Origin of the sequence: Vibrio sp. 779(2023) (assembly GCF_033344285.1) — a bacterium.
Lineage (GTDB): Bacteria > Pseudomonadota > Gammaproteobacteria > Enterobacterales > Vibrionaceae > Vibrio > Vibrio alginolyticus.
The window spans coordinates 36,170-55,680 of sequence record NZ_JAWPOM010000027.1 but is presented as its reverse complement, the minus strand read 5'-3'; the positions used below and the strand labels follow the sequence as shown (position 1 = coordinate 55,680).

Below are 19,511 nucleotides of genomic sequence, written 5' to 3'. Positions count from 1 at the left end.
GCGCTGGACTAAACAAAGGCCCCCTTTTAGGGGGCTCACACAAAGCCACCTTCTTTAGAAGGTGGTAATTTACTTGGTTCTTCTACTGAGCTTAATGGTTAACGCTTAAGAGCGTGTCCACTCCTTTCAGCTTGGAACAGAGCGAGGTAATGGGCAAAAAAGCGCTGCATTTGTTGTTGGTTGTTTTGTTCTCCAAGTTGCCCGAGCAAATGTGCAGCGACTTCAAACGTACACAAATTACCTTGTTGTTGGTTGCGTCGCAGCTGATATTGTGAGTCCGCCGACGCAGACAATCCCATAGTAGGGATACCTTCTAACCAACGGCTCTTATTGATCATCTTGCGCGCCTCTTGCCAGGTGGCATCTAAAATAATAAACAGCGGAGTTTTGGTTTGTTGCTGGCTTTGGAGTACCACATGTTCGAGTGTGATACTTTCTTCACAGGGGAAGAGCAACACCGGATACCGCGACGGATCAGCTAATAGAGTGAGCAATTCTGCTGGTGGCTGTTTGCGCTCCCAGATTACTCGCTCAATGCTGAGTTGGCACTGCTCTAGTAGCTGGCCGGTATTAGTATCACGCTTCAGTTCATTCGGATGCATTAACAGCAGGATGTTGTGCTCACTGTTAAGTTTCGGCATTAGCGAGCACATACAATTGAATTGAAAACCGCAGGTTGGACACGGTTGTGACATTACAGACGAACTCCTTCTCGCACCGGGCTTATCCCATCAGAGAACAGACGCACGCCACTGACTTGGTTCGGCGTTGCCGTTGGCGCCATGCTTGGGTTGAGTGGGTAGCTAACCCCAGTGTATTGCATCACATGTTGAGCCGCTTTAGCTCCGCCACCGCTGACATTAAAAATCAGATCTCGCCAACCATGAGAGGTTTGTTGGCCGAGCATAATCGGGCTTTGCACTAGTGTAATGCGGCTATTAAATCGCCATTCCTTTTCGTGATGTTCAAATATCAGCAATGTACAGCCACCGGAACCACACCAATCCAACTGTACCAATAGCTCTTCGTTACCATCGCTGTTGAGGTCGTAAGTTAGCCAACGGTATTGGTTATTGTTGGGGGTGGTTTGATGGATAAAGAAGTAGTTGCGCACCGCGGCATCTACTTTTGAATCAAACTCTGCACTAGAAGGGACGTTAGCACTACCGATGGGGTTGTTGGTGCGTTTTTCGGCTGGTTGCATGATGCCTTCATCACGAACGGTGGCAGGATAAAGGACTAAACCACCATCGGCGATTGGGTATACCAAGTTACCGACTTTTTCTTTGGTCGCTTTGAGCTGATTGCCTTCTCGAGTAAACAGTCGCTCTGACATTAGCCTTTGCTGTTGATGATGCGTCATGACAACTTGAACCTGAGACGGACTTAACTGTTGCCAGTAACCACGCTCGATTAATGGTGCTTGTCCATTGGCGTAACGGTATTTTGTTGTGGCGCTGTGGTCTGGGTTTAAGGTCATTTGTACTTCAAAGCCTTGTGATTGGGTTGAGGTCGCGACATAGGTATTAGCCCAGCCAAGCGTTGCATCGACGTTTGCAGTCATACCACAACCTTGATACGTCTCGCCATCATGTTTTAGTGTTGCTTTCCAGCCATACAAAGAATCGCTCATTGTGTCTGAGCAGAGGTTTTCTGTTAAGCGAAGCTCACCACCTTGCAGTTGATAAGTGCGCTGGCGAGGTTGAAGCTGACTGCTGTTAATCGCTAATTTTGTGGTTTGTTTGCCGATTTGCTGGAATGTTAGTCCATTAGCCTCAAAGCTTGCCGACCAAGAAGGCTCATTACCAAACACGCGAGTTGGTTTGTTTGGTTGCTGACAACGGTTTGGGTTTTCCGTTGTGAGGAAGTTCACTTGTTCCACGACAAAGTTAGCATCGAAATCAGCAGAAAACCCATCGATGCCCGGTGGGTTGAGGTGGCCGATAACCTCGCCATACATAGTCTGGTAAGGCTCGTTATTTAACTGAATTGCTCGTTGCATTTGCTGTGGTGATAGTTGCAACCAATATTGCTTGTCGCTGCCACAAGGCATGATGTATTGGCTCTCGTGACCGACGATCACTTTTCCGCGCAGCATAAAAGTTTGAGGTTGAATGGTTTCAGGCTTATCTAAGGTTGCTGGTGGAGAGGTTGGGTCAGCAGCACCAGATTGTGGCGGCTGTGAACTACATGCTTGCAGAACCAGCAGGGTGGCAAGCGCCACTGGGTTTTTCAAAGCCTTCATGTTATATCTTCCTCATTATTATTACTCAATCGGCATCGGATGGCATTATGGCATATTGGTTATTTAAAACTGAACCAGATACCTTTTCTATTGACACGCTTCGAACCCAAAAGGTTTCATGTTGGGAGGGAGTTCGTAATTATCAGGCGCGCAATATGATGCGTGACCAAGTGAAGGTGGGCGATTTAGTCCTGATTTACCACTCTTCTTGTAAACATGTTGGCGTGGCAGGTATTGCTAAAGTTGTGAGAGAAGCCTATCCCGATCATTTCCAATTCGATCCCGAAAGCGATTATTACGATCCAAAGTCAGACCCAGACAACCCGCGTTGGATTATGGTGGATGTCGAGTTTGTACGTAAAACGGCGCGAGTGATTCCGTTGTCGGTGATGAAAGCGATGCCAGAACTTGAGAACATGCCGTTGGTGAAACGTGGAAATCGCTTGTCGATTATGCCCGTGACAGAAGAAGAATGGGACGCGATTCTTGGCAAAGAGAAGCTGCCAAGTCAGCGATAAAAGAGAAGGGCTGCGAATGTGCAGCCCTTCATTATTTGGAGTATTGAAGCTTACAGCAAGTGTTCTTGTAGGTAGTGTGCAACCGCATCTTCTGCATTGCTGCCAATTACTTCATTATTTGGTAGAGCTTTCATCACTTTTTCGTGTGATGTACCCATAACTAGCCCTTTACCTGCCATCGACAGCATTTCTACGTCATTCATGCCATCACCAAATGCTACGCAGTTTTCTAACGTGAGGTCGAGTTTTTTCGCTACCGCTTCAAGAGCATGGCCTTTAGACACGCCAGCGCTCATTACTTCCAAACACCAAGGCGTTGAAAATGCGATGTTCAGCTTATCACCAAACTGCTCACGTAGTTTGTTTTCAAATACGACCAAACGTTCGTGGTCTTCTCCTGGATGCGTGAAGAAAACTTTCGCAATACCGTCAGTTGGGGCTTGGTCTTCATCAAATAAGACGTAAGTGAATTCATCGTGGAAGTCACGTAACGTTTCATCATCCTTGTTCATCAACCAGCTATCATTTTGATACATGTGAATAAGTATTTCTTGATCATGTTTGATCGTGTCGATCACGCCTTGTACCAGTTCCGCAGGGACATTCTCGCTGTACATTAGCTGATCTTCCTGGTCATGCACTCGGGCACCATTCGACGTGATCATATAAGCTGGAATGCCAACTTGGCGACGGATGCTCGCAACGTCTACGTGGTGACGGCCGGTTGCAAAGACAAAGGTATAACCCTTTTCATGCAGCGCTTTTAGCGTCTCTTTTGAGTAAGCACTGAGCTGATGGTTAGGTGCGAGTAACGTGCCATCCAGATCAGAGGCAACGATTTTGGTGATCTCTTTGCAAGGTAGCGATGTGCTCATGAAGTCCTCGTAAACGGTTTGGATAGTGTGGAACAGGTGAATTGCAAACGGAGTACAGCAGACTGACTAGATCGTACTGCTCCGAATGCGGGGGAACTTGGGCTCGTAGCACTATGCGGTTAAACACAGTGTCAAAGTAGCCAAGTTCAAGCAGTGTACGTCAAAATGAGGATGAAAAAGAGGGTAAATCGATGTGCAGACATTTCCTCTTTAATCTTAGTCGTGAAATGGTCGCCTAGAGTTCTTATTGTGCTTGTTCGTTTGATGGCGATTTAGGGTCATTCATAAAGCGGAAAATCGCATCGAGAGCTTGATTACGATACTTGTCGGTCTCGAATAAGATTTCATGCTGTGCGCCTTCGATGGAAAGCAGCTCCGCGTGCGGGTTGGTTTTCCGCAATTTATCAATAAAACGCTTTTGCGCGAGGTTGCTAACAATCCGATCGTTTCCGGCTTGGATTAGGATTACTGGTATTTTGACTTGGCGAGTTAATAAAAAGCACTGCTTAGCGGCCATGAGCCCTTGCCAAACCCAGCGAGTGCTTGGCCCACCGACTTGCAGTTCCGGTTTTTCCGTATATAGGTTTCGGAACCATTGGTAGCGGCCGTAACTTTGGCTAAGTGGGTTATCTTCAAAGGGCTTAGGGAAGTAGGCCTGATGTCCTGGTGCATAGCGTGGCAAAGTCGATACCGCTGACATAATTTGTGTGACCGGAATCGCTATTGGTGATAGGTACCATGGCAGGTTAATGCCAAACATGGGCGCACTTAGAATCAAACCAGTAAAAGGGTGTTCTGGGTGAGTTTGCAGGTAACGTGTGGCGATCGCGCCGCCCATAGAGTGCGCGATGATGAAGCATTGTTGATATTCGCTAAGGTCGTGTTTTTTTACGACGATGTCCATATCATCAATATAATCAGTAAAGTCATAGACGTGACCCATATCTGAGTCAGATAATAAACGATCTGATAAACCTTGACCGCGGTGGTCAAAAGAATAGACATCGAAACCTTGGCGGTAGAGATCGTAAAACAGCTCTTGGTATTTCCAGGAAGACTCAATGCGTCCATTTACGATGAGCACAGCTTTTTTATGCTCTGGGTTGGTTAGCTTGCACCAGTAAATGTTCTTTTTCTCAGTCCCTTTAACAAAGCCCTCTTGGCGAGTTTGCCAAAGTGCTGCGATCGGACCACCAATTGCTTGCTCAAATAATGTCTCTTGAGTATAAGTCAAAGGTGAATGGTTAGTCGCCATTAGTTGATTACCTGAAGATACGTTGTTTACGCGATGTATCATCGAAGAATTAGTGAGGAAATGCAATGGATACCCATGTCTGGTTAGCTTATGTAGTAACAGCAATCGTTTTTAGTTTGGCTCCGGGCTCTGGCACGGTGAACTCAATCAGTAATGGTTTGAGTTACGGTACCCGTAAATCACTGGGTGCCATTATTGGCTTACAAATTGGTTTAGTTATCCACATCGCGCTGGTGGGGGCGGGTATTGGTGCGCTTGTCGCGCAGTCAGCAACCGCATTTTCTGTCATTAAATGGGTTGGTGCCGCTTATCTGGTTTGGCTGGGGGTTCAGAAATGGCGCGACACATCAAGCTTAGTCGCAGCTGAAAACCACAACGAGATGTCAGGCACGGCGCTGTTGTACAAGGCAGTGTTGATTAACCTCACCAACCCTAAATCGATTGTTTTTCTGGTGGCGTTGTTCCCGCAGTTTATTGACCCGGCAAAAGACCAAATCACGCAACTGTTGGTGCTTGGCGTCACTACGGTCGTGATTGATGCGTGTGTAATGTTGGGTTACACGAGCTTGGCAGCACAAATGGGACGCTTTATTCGCTCCGATAAAATCATGGGAAAAATAAACAAAGTATTCGGTTCAATGTTCATGGGTTGTGGTGCATTATTAGCAGCTGCAAAGTCATAAGCCATTTATAGGTCCTTCTTTAGCATGAATACAACGTATGTCGCTCGCCAGCCGATCTTTAATCGAAAAAGACAGACGCTGGGTTATGAATTGTTGTTTCGAGACGGGGAGAGTAACGCATACCCTTCACATATTGATTCAAATCGAGCGACATACCGACTGATCGTCGAAAACTTCCTATCACTGGGCACTAACCCAGTGATTGCCTCTTCAAGATGCTTTATTAACTTTCCTCATCAAAGCTTGGTGCGACGTTTGCCGCGCAGTTTGCCGAAAAACAAAATTGTCATCGAAGTGTTGGAAACGTGCCAACCTACGGATGAGCTTCTTGATGCGATTCGTGAGTTTTATCGAGAAGGTTACTTGATCGCTTTGGATGACTTCACCCTAACACCAGAATGGCGTCGTTTTTTGCCATATGTGCATATTGTGAAGCTCGACATTATGGCGATGGGGCTCGAAAAGGCCTGTGAACTGGTCAAAACACACCTTGCCAAACGCGTCAAATACCACTTTTTAGCAGAACGTGTTGAAACCGCAGAAGAGTTTGAGCAAGCGAAAGCGGCTGGCTTTAAATTTTTCCAAGGTTATTTTTTTAGCAAGCCACTCGTCTCGCAGACTAAATACGTCAGTCCTGAGCAAGTGTTGGCATTGCAACTGTTTCGTGAAGTTTGTGCTCCTGAGCCTGACTTTACTCGTATCGAGTCCATCATTACGCAAGATGTCGCGTTGTCATATAAATTATTGCGTTTTGTAAATACGCAAGCGCCGAATTTGGCTGTCGAAATCAGCTCTTTTCGTCAGGCATTGATTTATCTTGGCCAGGATAACCTTAAGCAGTTTGTCTCTTTGGTTGTGGCATCGTATATCTCCAGTAACAAGCCTCGAGAGCTGTATCACCTTTCATTGCAACGAGCTCAATTTTGCCAATTGATGTCGCGCTATCAGCCATTCTCTCATCTCAACGAACAAGGTTTCATGGTTGGTTTGCTGTCGATTCTAGATGCGCTGTTGGATCTTTCGGTGGAATCTTTAGTTAGGCAGTTACCGCTTAGTCATTCAGTACAACAAGCGCTATTACATCGCAAAGGGGTTTATGGTGCACTTATTTCCCTCGAAGAGTGCTACGAGCGTGCCGATTGGTCAGGGGTTGAAAAAATCACGATGCAATTGGGGTTGCCTTTAGAGGAAGTGAAGCTCTCCTTAGGTGAAGCGGTTCGCTGGAGTCAAAGTATCGCGACTGCATAATTTCTGGTTTTATCTTTTATCTCTTTGAATCTCTCTCTTTACAATCAAGCTGTTCGTTAGATGTGAAACTTTTATGACGATGGACGGTTTCCTCTTGACGATATATCTTAATTAAATAAACATATACGCATATCCATATATAGGTATGTTCATTATGCTTCCACATCAGTTTTTTAAGCTGTTATCCGATGAAACACGCGTACGTTGTTTAATGCTCGTGGCCCGTGAAGGTGAAACTTGCGTTGGTGATTTGGCGTTTGCTCTACAAGAGAGCCAGCCGAAAGTTTCTCGTCATCTTGCTCAGTTACGATCCAGTGGCATCTTGGTGGATAAACGCCAAGGACAATGGGTGTATTACGAGTTATCACAGCAATTACCAGGTTGGATGCGAAAGTTAATTGAAGACTTAGTGGCATCAAACTGTTTGAAGCAGGAATACCAAGACGACATCACACGCTTACACGATAAAAGTCGTGAGGCTTGCTGTTAACAGCGAATAGAGATTCAAGGTAGAAGATTAGAGGGTAAAACTATGACAATTAAAGTAGGAATTAATGGCTTTGGCCGAATTGGTCGCTTAGCGCTGCGAGCGGCATTTGATTGGCCAGAATTGGAGTTTGTGTTAATCAACGATGTCGCAGGTGACGCCGCTACGCTTGGTCACTTATTAGAATTCGATTCAGTGCAAGGTCGTTGGCATCATGGAGTTCAGGTCGAAGGCAGTGAGCTCGTCATCAACGGCAAGCGTGTCGCCACGACTCAACAACGCGATATCGATGCGGTGAACTGGTCTGATTGTGATGTTGTGATTGAAGCGACAGGCGTACATCGCAAAACATCATTCCTAAACAAATACCTAGAGCAAGGCGTGAAACGTGTCGTGGTAAGCGCACCTGTGAAAGAAGAAGGTATCGCGAACATTGTGGTGGGCGTGAACGACCATATTTTCGACCCTGAAAAACATCGTATCGTGACAGCAGCTTCGTGTACGACTAACTGTATCGCACCTGTGGTTAAAGTCATTCATGAGAAATTGGGTATCGAACAATCTTCTTTTACGACCATTCACGACCTGACGAATACGCAAACTATTTTGGATGCGCCACACAAAGATCTACGCCGTGCAAGAGCATGCGGCATGAGCCTTATCCCGACTACGACGGGTAGCGCGAAGGCGATTGTCGAAATTTTCCCAGAATTAAAAGACAAAATTAATGGTCATGCGGTTCGCGTACCTCTAGCAAACGCATCGTTAACAGACATCATTTTTGATGTGAAGCGTGATACCACAGCAGAAGAAGTGAATGCACTGTTAAAAGAAGCATCTGAAGGTGATTTGAAAGGCATCCTTGGCTTCGAAGAGCGTCCTTTAGTTTCTATCGATTATAAAGGCGACCAACGTTCAACCATCGTTGATGCGCAATCAACCATGGTTGTGGGTTCTCGTATGGTTAAGATTTACGCTTGGTACGATAACGAAATGGGTTATGCAACGCGCACAGCAGAGCTGGTTCGTAACGTTGGTTTGGCTTAAAAGGGGGTCACAATGTCTCATCCTACATGGCAATTAGATTTGGACTCCGGTGCTTTAATCTTAACACCGTGCCCAGGAACGAAAGGTGTCGATTTGCATGCGTCGTTAGAACAGTTGAAAGAGCAGGGTGTTCAAGCGGTCGTTACTGCATTAGATGATAGTGAATTAGCTGCGAAGAATGTCTCTGCATTGGGTGAAGCCACTCAGCAACTGGGTATGAAATGGTTCCAGATCGAGATTGAAGACGACTGCGCACCAAATGAAGAATTTGCGACGAAGTGGCAACAAGCCAGTCCGGAACTGCACGCGATTCTTGCTCAAGGTGGCAAAGTTGCGATGCATTGCATGGGTGGTTCGGGGCGCACAGGTTTGTTCGCTGCTCACCTACTCCTAGAAAAGGAATGGCAGTTAGAAGATATCGTGCGAGAAGTGCGGGCATTGCGCCCTGGTGCATTTACAAAACCTGTGCAAGTTGAGTACATCGAACGCGTGGCTCAAGACGCTTGATCAGCTTAAATAGCTTTTGGTTCATTATGATCCAAAAGCTAAATTCGAGCTTCTTCAGGATACGACTGTTTACAAGAAAAGCCATTAATATTAACTAATGCATTGTTTTTAAGGTGTATTTTGCTTTTTATTGATGTTGGGGCATTTTTTGAAAATCACAGCAACATTGTATTGGTCAATGTTGCTGTACAGGTTAGGAAGTATTTAGAACATGATGATCTAAATGCTTCTATCGCTGTACATATGAGGTCAATATGATTTCTCAATTAAGCAAAAGTATTCGTCAGTACATGTTAGTGACGTTTAACTATTGGAACTTTACGGTGACCGATGGCGCACTGCGTATGCTGGTGGTGCTCTATTTTCATGACTTAGGTTATTCCACGTTAGCTATTGCCTCACTGTTTCTTTTCTATGAATTTTTTGGTGTGGTGACAAACCTGGTTGGTGGTTGGTTGGGCGCAAGGTTAGGCCTAAATAAAACCATGAACATTGGTTTAGCGATGCAAGTGTTTGCGTTGCTGATGCTCGCAGTACCAAATGCATGGCTGACCATCCCTTGGGTGATGGCAGCGCAAGCTCTGTCGGGGATTGCCAAAGATCTGAACAAAATGAGTGCTAAGAGCGCGATTAAAACGCTGGTACCAGACGAACAGCAAGGTGCGCTCTACAAATGGGTAGCGATTTTGACTGGCTCGAAGAATGCACTCAAAGGAGCGGGCTTTTTTGTTGGCGGCTTGCTGCTGTCTTGGGTGGGTTTTCAAAACTCGATGTTTATTATGGCGGGTGTACTTACATTAGTGTTTGTTTGCAGCATGATCTGGCTAGAAGCGGACATGGGTAAAGCAAAGAGTAAACCTAAGTTTCGCCAAATATTCTCCAAGTCTGAATCGATAAACATTTTATCCGCAGCTCGCATGTTCTTATTCGGTGCTCGTGATGTGTGGTTTGTCGTTGCTCTGCCTATTTATCTTGGTAGCGTGTTTGGCTGGGATCACTTGTGGGTTGGTAGCTTTCTCGCTGCGTGGGTCATTGCTTATGGGTTTGTGCAAGGCATTGCGCCGCGTATTACTGGCAAAGCGCAAGGTCGTGTGCCTGATGGTAGTGCAGCATTGGTGTGGGCAGGAGTCCTAGCGTTAATTACGGCTGGTATTGCTTATGGTGTGCAAATCGGTTGGCAGCCTGAATTGGTGATTGTGGTAGGTTTGATGATTTTTGGCGCTGTGTTTGCCATTAACTCTTCGCTGCACTCGTACTTGATAGTGAGCTACGCTAAAGGCGATGGCGTCTCGTTGGATGTCGGTTTTTATTACATGGCCAATGCGATGGGACGTTTGATTGGCACGGTATTATCGGGTTGGATCTACCAAGAGGCTGGTCTTGCGGCGTGCTTATGGGTTTCTTTTGCTTTCTTGGCACTGACGACGCTGATTTCAATTAAGTTGCCAAAAGCTGATGTTGCTACTGCGTAACTATCCCCAGTATCGCTATCTGTAGATGGTATAAATGGCTCCAAATCGGAGCCATTTTTGTTTCTTATGCGCCGTTTGGTGTAATCAGATTGTGTCGGTTTGGCATGGAGAGTGAATACTGATGCTTGGTTTTTGGTTCTCGTTAAGTGATTAGAGTGGTGATGAAATCCCCGTTGTAGGTCATTGTTGAGTTAAAAATAAGCAAAAACAGATTGTTAACCATTTCACTGGTTGAGATTTACCCTATGCTATAAACGATAAGCGACTCAAAGTAGGGAAAGGTATGAGAGAAAGGGTTCTGTTTTTTGATTTATTGCGCTGCTTCGCAGCGGTAGCAGTGATCGCCATTCACGTCTTGGCACCGTATCGAAATGAGTTAGGAGTGATTCCATTTGACCAATGGCTGACAGCGGTAGGCGTGAATAGCGTAACCCGCTGGGCAGTGCCAGTTTTTATTTTGATCACCGGAGCGCTAATGCTCAGTGACACTCGACCATTTGACGGTAAGTATTATATCAAAAGGCGTTTGGGCAAAGTTTTAGTTCCATTTCTTATTTGGTCGATGTTTTATGCGTACCTTTCAGGCTGGACTTCTCAAGGCTTTGATTTTGAAACCGTAAAAGAGGTATTAAGCAATAGCCCATTCCACGCAACGTATTACCATCTCGGCTTTTTCTATTACTTTATACCACTGTATTTTGTGATTCCGCTGTTTCAATGGATGGTACGCAACGTGGATGACAACGTCTTGTATACCTATCTCGCATTTTGGCTTTTCACCAGCACACTGTTCTTGTTCAAGATTGATGGCCCTTGGAGTAATCAGATGTGGCTTTATATGGGTTACCTTCCACTGGGGTATGTTTTATTTCAAAAGGTACCTTCGAATCGCTCTATGGTGACCTTATTTGTTGGGCTAGGACTCGTGGCGTTGGCAGTGACCTTTACGATGGTTGTGACAAATAGCTTAGAGGCGGAGAAGTATACGGTTGGGCGCTGGCTCTCTTATAAAACACTGAATGTGATTCTAGCGGCTTCGATGATTTTTATGATCGGGCGTTACTTTGGTGAAGGCTTATCACCAAAAGTACAAAAAGCGGTCAGTGTGATCAGTCAGCACAGCTTGGGGATTTACTTACTTCACCCTATTTTCTTATGGCCGATGAAAGAGTTCGGTTGGTACACAGGACATCCTGCTTGGGTGATTCCAGTCTGGATCGTTCTAAGTGGATCTGGAGCCTTGGCGATGAGCTATCTCTTTTCTCGTTCTGCCAAGACTCGTTGGTTACTGCCTTAACGTTTGATAGCGAAGTGAAGGAACTTGTTGCCGCGATAGGTCAGTGTTCCCTTATCTCCAGGGTTGAGTGCATGGTAGTAATGCACTCCAATTTGGAATTCACGCTTTGGACCGATAGAACCACGTTGAACGTAAATCCAATACTCTTGATCGTCTTGACCTGGTGGTGCGTTTGGTATGTCTATCGCTTGTTTATCTAAAACCGTTACCTGCGCGCTTTGCTCTGGAGCGTCTTCGCCCACATAGTGCTTACTATAAAAACGGAAAAACACCCACGCGCCCAAGGCAATAAGGGCGAATAGGGCGACAATAAGTGAGATTGGCATATTAACCTCCAATGTTTTATCGGGTCCCATTCTACAGAACTCGCTGACGAAACGATGAGTTGAGGTAGCTTATTCATAATCTAATGAAAGGGATATGGAGATTATTCGGCGCACTTCACGATTTATCTTAATGATGCACGATGAAATCGTCGCTTCATCTGCAAGCGAAGTCACTAAAGCTGAACGAAGCGGCTTTCACTTGTTGGGCTATATGAGCTCAAGGGCACAAATTGAAAGTAAAATTGCACTTAACGGCTCGAAAAAGCTCTAAATTTATAGAAGAATAAAAATAATGAACATAGGAAGGGTCTGGCAAGGAGGGTTACGATGTCAGATATTGAAAAAGTAGTCATGCGTACCCGAACGATCGAAAAACTTTTGCGTACTCAGTACCATGCAGAAGGGAAAGGGTTGCACCAACTTATTAATAGTTGTGAAGAACGTTTACCGCATGACGTGATAGCAAAGCTTCGATTCATCGCAACCGTGCGTAACAAAGTGGTGCACGAAGACGATTACAAGCTGGATGATCGTAAAGGCTTTATGGCGGCATGTGATGCTTGTGAAAAAGAGCTGACACCAAGAAGCTCTCGCTTTATTTGGCGTACAGCAATTTTGCTAATGACGTTGATTACGCTGGCCGCTCTTGGTTTCTACTATATGCACTGGGATATTTTGTCTAAGCACATTCAGTAGAGCTATACAGATAAATAAAAAAGGACGCATTTGCGTCCTTTTTTATTTTAAATCATTGGGTTAGTACATCATTGGCAGTGTCATTAAACCCACAACCACTGCAATCATAACCAGCCCTTGTTTTTGAGAAGATGAAATCATAACACTACCCCTTAATCTTTGATGAACTCGATGAATTTAATATAGCACTGTTTTTGGGGTTTGATCAACATATGCTCGTTAATCTTTTCAAAAACCACACTTAACTTGTCTAGTTTTACGTGATTCTGACTAATGAAACTATGTTTTTTGTGCTGTATTTAAAGTGTTCACATTGTTTTATTTCTATCCTTTTTTGTTTTAAGTGTATGATTTTATAATGTTAAATGGTTTGTGATGTTGGCTTTGTAATTGTTTTTTGTTTCGAGTGGTATGTTGGGTGTTTATTTTGTCTGTATTTCTCAAAAATTGAGAAAATTAAAAAATGTGCTATGAGGTTGCATCGTCAAATCGAAAGCATGGAGTGAGATTTTCTTACCTTATGAGAAAATATGGGCTTCAAAAGTGTTTAGTGATTCTATGGTTTATGAAGTCCGCACTTTTATCTGTTATTGAAATTATGGTTTTATTTATCATTGACTTACTTTTCTTGTCTGATGTTTTTTTTACTGAATTAAGGTCGGTTTCCTTAGTTTTTACCCCTAGTCATCAGTGGTTTCTCCTCTCTTAGAGCGCTACTAAGACTATTTTCTATTTTGTGTCTGTTATTTATTCTTGTTGACTGCATTATATACATCCTGGTGGTTTAATCGTCAGTTTGTGAAATGGCGGCTTACCTGGAGCACTTATCTGTTTTTCAGTTAAATAGTTTTAGAAAGCGTTGGTTATTGTGTCGTGTGATTTGATGGGTTCGGCTGATGAGCAAAGCTTGGCCCCAATGTTTAGTGGCATCATTCAGGCTCATCGGCTTTATTATTACGTAGGCTGAGGGTTACAAAATGTTTCGAATCGCTAGCGAGATCCAACTTTCGTAGATTGTGTCTTTACATCAAAACTGGTCTACCTAGACTAGCGGCGAGTTTAAGTAAAAGGTGTATACTGCATGTGGAGTTGGCTGGCGATAGGGCTATCAGGTGTGTATTCCGTGTTGGGAGCAAAGCAAGCTAACCCGACACAATCCCTCGTGTTTAAAATCTTTACTCTGCTACTTCTTCTTGTGTTGGTGTTAACTCAAGGTGCATCCGCAACATATACCTACTGGATTGCGGGTGGGCTGATTGTGTCTATGGTGGCAGATACGCTGCACTCGTTTAAAACTCGTAAGCTAATCTATTTTACGGCTTATCTGGTTGCCCAGGTATGCTACAGCAAGTCATTTTGGGTGCAGCTTAATGGTGAGATTGTCTGGTGGCTGTTGGCCCTGCTGCTTGCAGCGAGTATCGTGGCGTTCTTTTTGTTGCTGCCTCAACTCGACTCTCTGGTATTCCCTGTTGTGATCATGGGGATGATGCTGGTTCAACTTGCTTGGGCAGCCGGTGAAGTTTGGTTACAAGTGCCGAGTTACGCCAATGCTATCGGCTTTAGCGGAACCTTAGTTTTGATCTATTCGGCGCTGGCATACGCGATACACGGTTATCGAAAACCGATGAAACACGCCTATTTGTGGGTGAGTGGCAGTTACTTTTTTGCTCATGCTCTCATTGTTGCCTCAATCATTTACTAATTTAAGTCAAAGCAGCTCTTGAGGATTTCAGTAGACTGAACGCATTGTTCTTAATAACTGGAGTCAATAATGAGTGAAATCCATGCTCACGAGCTGCTAAACCTACTTAGAGAAACACCAATGGATCGCGAAGCCCTCACACAGCACTTTGGTGCTAGCGTTCGCTTTCACACCTGTAAACTGAATGATCTAGACTTAGATGCATTACTAGCATTTTTGCTCAAGCGCGACAAAATTCGTGAGCTTGAAGGTAAGTTTGTGGTCAATATGGCGCGAGTTTGCAATCACTAAACGGCGGCTAAGATCGAGGGTGACTATGGTGTTTTCGCCCTCAGTCATATACTCATGTTGTCAGTTTGCTATACACTGGCCGCCATTTTTTAGGTGAGGCCAGAATATGGACATTCTTTCTGCAGCGACCATGCTGTTTCTAATCATGGACCCTCTCGGTAACTTGCCGATTGTGTTGTCTATTCTCAAACATATCGATCCCAAGCGTCGTCGTAAGGTATTGATTCGTGAACTACTGTTTGCCTTACTGATCTTGATGCTATTTCTGTTTGCAGGACAAAGCATCTTAAGTTTTTTGCATGTCCAGCCAGAAACGCTCAGCATTTCTGGTGGCATTATTCTCTTCATTATTGCGATTAAGATGATTTTCCCGAGTGCTGGCAGCATCACTGGACTGGCAGCAGGCGAGGAGCCCTTTATTGTTCCGATGGCCATTCCTATGATCGCGGGCCCTTCAGTGATTGCAGCCTTGCTTTTACTGTCTTCGCAACATCCAGAGAAAATGTTGGAAATGTCAGCATCAGTCGTAATTGCGTGGGGCGCAACATTTTTTATACTGATGTTTTATGGCTTCTTTAATCGCTTGTTGGGTGAACGTGGCTTGAAGGCGGTAGAACGCTTAATGGGCTTGTTACTGGTGATGATCTCCACTCAAATGTTCTTGGATGGTGTAAAAAGTTACATTGGGTGACGAACGAAACGCAGAAAAAAAACCGCTCACAAGAGCGGCTTTTTCGTATCTGAGCGATTACATCATGTGTTTACGACGAATATCGAGTAGGGCAAAAATACCAAAAATCAGGATTGAATATTTTTCCCAACTGCTCATTTTTATTTTGTCGCCAAATGCACCAATGAAGATGGCCATTTGTAAACCGTGCATGATGAACAAAAAAGCGGTCATGATGTAGAGCGCAATCGCGGCATTGCCGGGAAAGGGCATAAAAATATTTAGGATTAATACTAACCAAACAAAGGCGATAGCCGCTTTGGCCAGCATAATTAGTGCTTTCATTTAAGTATCCTTTTAAATCGAGGCGTTATGCGGAGGTACGTTCGTACAGACGATAGCTCACTTGGCCTGCTGTTTTTTCTCGATGTAATTGCCAGTTTTCTGGTAAGTCGGCAATATTGAGTTCTTTTTCTGTTTCAATATAAATCATCGCATCTTCCGCGAGCCAGCCATTTTGTTCTAGCAGAGCCACGGTCTCATCCAATAGACCTTTGCGAAACGGTGGGTCAATAAACACCACATGGTGAGCAGAACCCGGTTGCTTCAAAAAACTCAGTGCGTCGGTATTTACCACTTGGATGTTGTTCGCGTTAAGAGAGGCAACATTCTTTTGTAACTGTTGGAAAGCTTGTGGGTTTAGCTCAACCATGGTCACTTGCTCTGCTTGGCGCGAAGCTGACTCAAATCCCAAGCCGCCAGAGCCAGCAAACAAGTCGAGACATTTTGCCTGTGGTACATCTTGAGCTAACCAGTTAAACAGCGTTTCTTTGACGCGATCGGTCGTGGGGCGTAAGCCTTCAGCATCGTGTACAGGAAGTTTTCTGCCTCTCCATAAGCCACTAATAATGCGAACAAAGCCCGTTGTTGGCTTTTTTTGTGATGAGTTTTGCTGGCGACGTCTTACCATAGATTTTTTGACCGCTAATAAAGTGATACTATATCTAATCGCCCAAGCAATGAGCTTGGAGCTTGGATACAGCCCAGAATATTCAAGATGACAGAGTGTAACACTAATAAGATTAGAATTACCTAATCGGAAAGTTTTCAGAACTTTGTCATTAGCCTTTTTTAGACAGATAATAATCTTGTCAAAAAAGAGTCATTAATAGATAAAAGAACAATCTAGGATAGCCCCAGATGACGGAAAAAAAGAAGCGCGGATTACTTTCGTGGCTAGGTTTTGGTGACGAAGAACAAAGCCCAAAACCAAAAACTGAAGAAACAGTAAAAGAAGAAGCAGTGGAAGCGCCTTCTGAAGAGCAGCAAACCGAAGCGGTTGCTGAGCAAGCGGAAGCAACGCCAGAACTTGAAGAAGAAGCGAAACAATCAGAGGCTGCCCCAGCAGAAGCAGAAGCAGAAGCAGAAGCAGAAGCAGAAGCAGAAGAGCCAGAAGTCGTATCGGCCGCGCCTCGTGTTCAAGAACAAGAAAAGCCAACAGAAAGCTTTTTTGCTCGTCTTAAACGCAGCCTAAGCCGAACAAAAGCAAATATTGGTGCTGGCTTCTTCGGTCTGTTCAGCGGTAAGAAAATCGATGAGGACTTATTTGAAGAGCTAGAAGAGCAACTGCTTATTGCTGATGTGGGCATGAATACCACAACAAAAATTATCAACAACCTGACAGAAAAAGCCACACGTGGCGATCTGAAAGACGGCGAAGCCCTTTATGGTTTGTTGAAAGAAGAAATGGCTGAGATTCTTTCTAAAGTCGAACAGCCACTAGAAATCGATAGCAACAAAACGCCTTACGTCATCTTGATGGTGGGTGTAAATGGCGTGGGTAAAACCACGACCATCGGTAAGCTAGCGAAGCAGTTCCAAACTCAAGGCAAAAAAGTGATGCTTGCAGCGGGCGATACTTTCCGTGCCGCAGCGGTTGAGCAGTTACAAGTGTGGGGTGAACGTAATAATGTTCCTGTGATTGCTCAACATACTGGCGCAGACAGTGCCTCTGTTATCTATGATGCGATTGAAGCGGCAAAAGCACGTGGTGTGGATGTGGTGATTGCTGATACAGCAGGTCGTCTACAGAACAAAGCGAACCTAATGGAAGAGCTGCGTAAGATTGTACGTGTGATGAAGAAAATTGATGACTCTGCACCACATGAGATCATGCTAACGCTTGATGCAGGTACAGGACAAAATGCCATTAGCCAAGCGAAACTTTTCAGTGATGTTGCCCCTCTAACCGGGATTACTTTGACTAAGCTGGATGGTACAGCCAAGGGCGGCGTAATTTTCGCTATCGCTGATCAGTTCGGTATTCCAATTCGTTACATTGGTGTGGGTGAAGGTATCGAAGACTTGCGTCCATTTGAAACTCAAGAGTTTATTGACGCACTGTTTAGTCGTGAAGAATAAAAAGAGTTAGAGGAAATCAACGGTGATCAAATTTCAGCAAGTAAGCAAAGCTTACCGAGGTGGTCGACAAGCACTGCAAAAAGTCGATTTTCACCTGAGGCGCGGTGAAATGGCGTTTTTAGGCGGACATTCCGGGGCTGGTAAAAGTACCTTGCTGAAATTGATCTGCGCGATAGAGCGACCAACCGATGGCAAAATCCATTTTAATGGTCACGACATCACGCGTATTCCAAGCAAAGACATCCCTTTTTTGCGCCGCAATATTGGGATTGTTTTTCAAGATCATCGCCTATTGATGGATCGCAGTGTGTACGACAATGTCGCTCTGCCAATGCGTATCGAATCGATTTCTGAAAACGAAATCAAACGCCGTGTTTCTGCGGCGTTAGATAAAACGGGCTTACTCGATAAAGCTCGTTGTCTACCTAGTCAACTTTCTGGTGGTGAGCAACAGCGCGTCGGTATTGCCCGTGCTGTGGTTAATCGACCAACGTTGCTGGTGGCTGATGAGCCTACGGGTAACCTTGACCCAGAATTATCCAACCGTGTGTTGCGTCTATTCGAAGAATTTAACCGTGCGGGCGTGACTATCCTACTTGCCACGCACGATGTGGGGTTAGTAAACACTCGCCCACAGTATCGTCATTTTGAATTGAACCAAGGCTTCCTAAGTGAGGTAGAAGACTATGGCAGGTAACAAGCACTCCCAAAAGAAGGGGAAAGGCCGTAGTGCCAAGCGTGCGAATACCGATGGTTTTTTCTCTGTCCACGCAAAACAAGCTAAATCCTCTTTTAGCGCCTTATGGCAACGACCACTAGGCAACATTCTGACCCTAGCGGTCATCTCCATGGCACTTGCCATGCCAGCTTGTTTGTATCTATTGGGGAAAAACGTTGCGGGGGCAGCGGAAGATGTCGCTTCTCCTTCACAAGTTAGTGCTTACTTAGTTGAAGGCATGCCGGATGCGCGAGTGATGGTTCTCAAAGATCAAATTGAAACTTGGCCTTTGGTAAAAGAGGTAGAATATATTTCACCGCAACAAGGTCTATCTGATTTAAGCCAATATGCAGGGTTCGACCAAGCTATCAGTCTTTTAAGTGGCTATGCGCTACCTGGTGTGTTGGTGATTACGCCAGATTCGGAGCTAAAAAGTGATATTCAGTCATTAGCCAAAGACGTTCGAGAGCAACAAGATGTGACCGACGTGAGACTTGACGAAGACTGGCTGGCGCGTCTTGATGCCATCAAAACTCTCGCGAGTATTATTGTCATTACCCTGACAGTGCTGATGCTCGGTGCGGTATTTTTAATCGTTGGCAATACATTGCGATTTAATGTGCTGGCGAATAAAGAAGAGATTCAAACCATGAAACTGATCGGTGCGACGGACAGTTTTATTCTGCGCCCTTACTTGTACACAGGCATGTGGTTTGGCGTGTTAGGTGCCACTATTGCGTGGTTGGTAACGGCTTTAGTGACCATTGTCATGAATAGTGCGGTGGAAGACCTTGCTGCGTTGTACGATAGCCAGTTCCGCCTGATTGGTCTAAGTTGGGATGAATCTTTGTTATTAATCATCATTGGGAGTCTTTTGGGATGTATTGCGGCGCGTTTTTCTGCGCAACGACATTTAAAAGAAATTGAACCAGTTTAAGTGATGGCGGTCTTATTACTTGGATTTCATTAGCACTAGCTAATTTTGAACCCTTGCTTAGACCAAATGTTTATGGATAATTGCTTCCCCTTCTTGAAACTTGTTCATTTTGAGTT

Annotated in this window: 22 protein-coding genes; 15 read left to right on the top strand and 7 right to left on the bottom strand. The window is 44.8% G+C overall.

The features are described 5' to 3' along the window. Positions 1-98: 98 nt before the first annotated feature. Positions 99-695 carry a tRNA-uridine aminocarboxypropyltransferase gene (locus R8O70_RS22470; protein WP_258624534.1) on the bottom strand — a complete coding sequence of 199 codons (597 nt, stop codon included), beginning with the start codon at positions 693-695 and terminating at the stop codon, positions 99-101. Beyond that, complete coding sequence (locus tag R8O70_RS22465) at positions 695-2,245, bottom strand: COG3650 family protein (RefSeq protein ID WP_258624531.1); 1,551 nt, start codon at positions 2,243-2,245, stop codon at positions 695-697. Before R8O70_RS22465 ends, R8O70_RS22470 begins: the two co-directional genes overlap by 1 nt. Before the next feature lie 47 nt (positions 2,246-2,292). On the opposite strand from R8O70_RS22465, the gene R8O70_RS22460 reads away from it, so the two are divergent. Beyond that, the gene (locus R8O70_RS22460; protein WP_005378735.1) at positions 2,293-2,763 is read left to right on the top strand and encodes an EVE domain-containing protein; all 471 of its coding nucleotides are present in this window, start codon (positions 2,293-2,295) and stop codon (positions 2,761-2,763) included. Between the two features lie 50 nt (positions 2,764-2,813). Here R8O70_RS22460 and R8O70_RS22455 read toward each other — a convergent pair whose 3' ends face one another. After that, complete coding sequence (locus R8O70_RS22455; RefSeq protein ID WP_005378734.1) at positions 2,814-3,638, bottom strand: Cof-type HAD-IIB family hydrolase; 825 nt, start codon at positions 3,636-3,638, stop codon at positions 2,814-2,816. Between the two features lie 244 nt (positions 3,639-3,882). After that, entirely contained in the window at positions 3,883-4,893 is a 1,011-nt protein-coding gene (locus tag R8O70_RS22450) for an alpha/beta fold hydrolase (protein ID WP_005378733.1), read from the bottom strand. A 65-nt stretch (positions 4,894-4,958) separates the two neighbouring features. Here R8O70_RS22450 and rhtB point away from each other — a divergent pair, with 65 nt between their 5' ends. The 7 genes from rhtB (at position 4,959) to R8O70_RS22415 (ending at position 11,634) form a co-directional block, all read left to right on the top strand. Continuing rightward, complete coding sequence (rhtB, locus tag R8O70_RS22445) at positions 4,959-5,576, top strand: homoserine/homoserine lactone efflux protein (RefSeq protein WP_054729573.1); 618 nt, start codon at positions 4,959-4,961, stop codon at positions 5,574-5,576. Between the two features lie 24 nt (positions 5,577-5,600). Beyond that, positions 5,601-6,824: an EAL and HDOD domain-containing protein gene (locus R8O70_RS22440; protein ID WP_053304474.1), complete on the top strand. Its 1,224-nt coding sequence runs from the start codon at positions 5,601-5,603 to the stop codon at positions 6,822-6,824. A gap of 154 nt (positions 6,825-6,978) precedes the next feature. Continuing rightward, the gene (locus tag R8O70_RS22435) at positions 6,979-7,314 is read left to right on the top strand and encodes a metalloregulator ArsR/SmtB family transcription factor (protein WP_005378730.1); all 336 of its coding nucleotides are present in this window, start codon (positions 6,979-6,981) and stop codon (positions 7,312-7,314) included. Between the two features lie 42 nt (positions 7,315-7,356). Then, positions 7,357-8,358, top strand: a complete 1,002-nt coding sequence (locus R8O70_RS22430; RefSeq protein WP_005383630.1) for an ArsJ-associated glyceraldehyde-3-phosphate dehydrogenase — start codon at positions 7,357-7,359, stop codon at positions 8,356-8,358. 12 nt (positions 8,359-8,370) lie between these two features. Continuing rightward, positions 8,371-8,865: a cyclin-dependent kinase inhibitor 3 family protein gene (locus R8O70_RS22425; protein WP_318184381.1), complete on the top strand. Its 495-nt coding sequence runs from the start codon at positions 8,371-8,373 to the stop codon at positions 8,863-8,865. A gap of 254 nt (positions 8,866-9,119) precedes the next feature. Next, the gene (arsJ, locus tag R8O70_RS22420; protein WP_054575539.1) at positions 9,120-10,337 is read left to right on the top strand and encodes an organoarsenical effux MFS transporter ArsJ; all 1,218 of its coding nucleotides are present in this window, start codon (positions 9,120-9,122) and stop codon (positions 10,335-10,337) included. Positions 10,338-10,620: 283 nt separating this feature from the next. After that, positions 10,621-11,634, top strand: a complete 1,014-nt coding sequence (locus R8O70_RS22415; RefSeq protein WP_206955042.1) for an acyltransferase — start codon at positions 10,621-10,623, stop codon at positions 11,632-11,634. Here the strand turns inward: R8O70_RS22415 and R8O70_RS22410 are convergent. Then, positions 11,631-11,960 carry a DUF2500 domain-containing protein gene (locus R8O70_RS22410; RefSeq protein WP_005389668.1) on the bottom strand — a complete coding sequence of 110 codons (330 nt, stop codon included), beginning with the start codon at positions 11,958-11,960 and terminating at the stop codon, positions 11,631-11,633. The genes R8O70_RS22415 and R8O70_RS22410 overlap by 4 nt on opposite strands. Positions 11,961-12,287: 327 nt before the next feature. Between R8O70_RS22410 and R8O70_RS22405 the strand changes: the two genes are divergently transcribed. The 4 genes from R8O70_RS22405 (at position 12,288) to R8O70_RS22390 (ending at position 15,340) form a co-directional block, all read left to right on the top strand. Further along, positions 12,288-12,656 (top strand): hypothetical protein, encoded by a 369-nt coding sequence (locus R8O70_RS22405; RefSeq protein WP_005378717.1) that lies wholly within the window; start codon positions 12,288-12,290, stop codon positions 12,654-12,656. Positions 12,657-13,737: 1,081 nt separating this feature from the next. Then, on the top strand, positions 13,738-14,358 hold the full coding sequence (locus R8O70_RS22400; RefSeq protein ID WP_005389670.1) for a lysoplasmalogenase: 621 nt from the start codon (positions 13,738-13,740) through the stop codon (positions 14,356-14,358). A gap of 69 nt (positions 14,359-14,427) precedes the next feature. Next, positions 14,428-14,649, top strand: a complete 222-nt coding sequence (locus R8O70_RS22395; RefSeq protein ID WP_005378711.1) for a YecH family metal-binding protein — start codon at positions 14,428-14,430, stop codon at positions 14,647-14,649. A gap of 106 nt (positions 14,650-14,755) precedes the next feature. Then, entirely contained in the window at positions 14,756-15,340 is a 585-nt protein-coding gene (locus R8O70_RS22390) for a YhgN family NAAT transporter (RefSeq protein WP_005389671.1), read from the top strand. Positions 15,341-15,397: 57 nt separating this feature from the next. Here R8O70_RS22390 and R8O70_RS22385 read toward each other — a convergent pair whose 3' ends face one another. Both R8O70_RS22385 and rsmD read right to left on the bottom strand, forming a co-directional pair. Next, a complete protein-coding gene (locus R8O70_RS22385; protein WP_005378704.1) occupies positions 15,398-15,664 on the bottom strand; it encodes a DUF1145 domain-containing protein in 267 nt (88 codons plus the stop codon). Positions 15,665-15,689: 25 nt separating this feature from the next. Further along, entirely contained in the window at positions 15,690-16,289 is a 600-nt protein-coding gene (gene rsmD / locus R8O70_RS22380; RefSeq protein ID WP_005378702.1) for a 16S rRNA (guanine(966)-N(2))-methyltransferase RsmD, read from the bottom strand. A 230-nt stretch (positions 16,290-16,519) separates the two neighbouring features. On the opposite strand from rsmD, the gene ftsY reads away from it, so the two are divergent. From ftsY to ftsX, 3 genes are read left to right on the top strand one after another with little or no spacing between them, the layout of a single operon-like run. Further along, complete coding sequence (gene ftsY / locus R8O70_RS22375; RefSeq protein WP_064368850.1) at positions 16,520-17,740, top strand: signal recognition particle-docking protein FtsY; 1,221 nt, start codon at positions 16,520-16,522, stop codon at positions 17,738-17,740. A 22-nt stretch (positions 17,741-17,762) separates the two neighbouring features. Next, entirely contained in the window at positions 17,763-18,437 is a 675-nt protein-coding gene (ftsE, locus tag R8O70_RS22370; RefSeq protein ID WP_005393800.1) for a cell division ATP-binding protein FtsE, read from the top strand. Next, entirely contained in the window at positions 18,427-19,395 is a 969-nt protein-coding gene (gene ftsX, locus R8O70_RS22365) for a permease-like cell division protein FtsX (protein ID WP_005378695.1), read from the top strand. The genes ftsE and ftsX overlap by 11 nt, the downstream gene beginning before the upstream one ends. Positions 19,396-19,511: the final 116 nt, after the last annotated feature.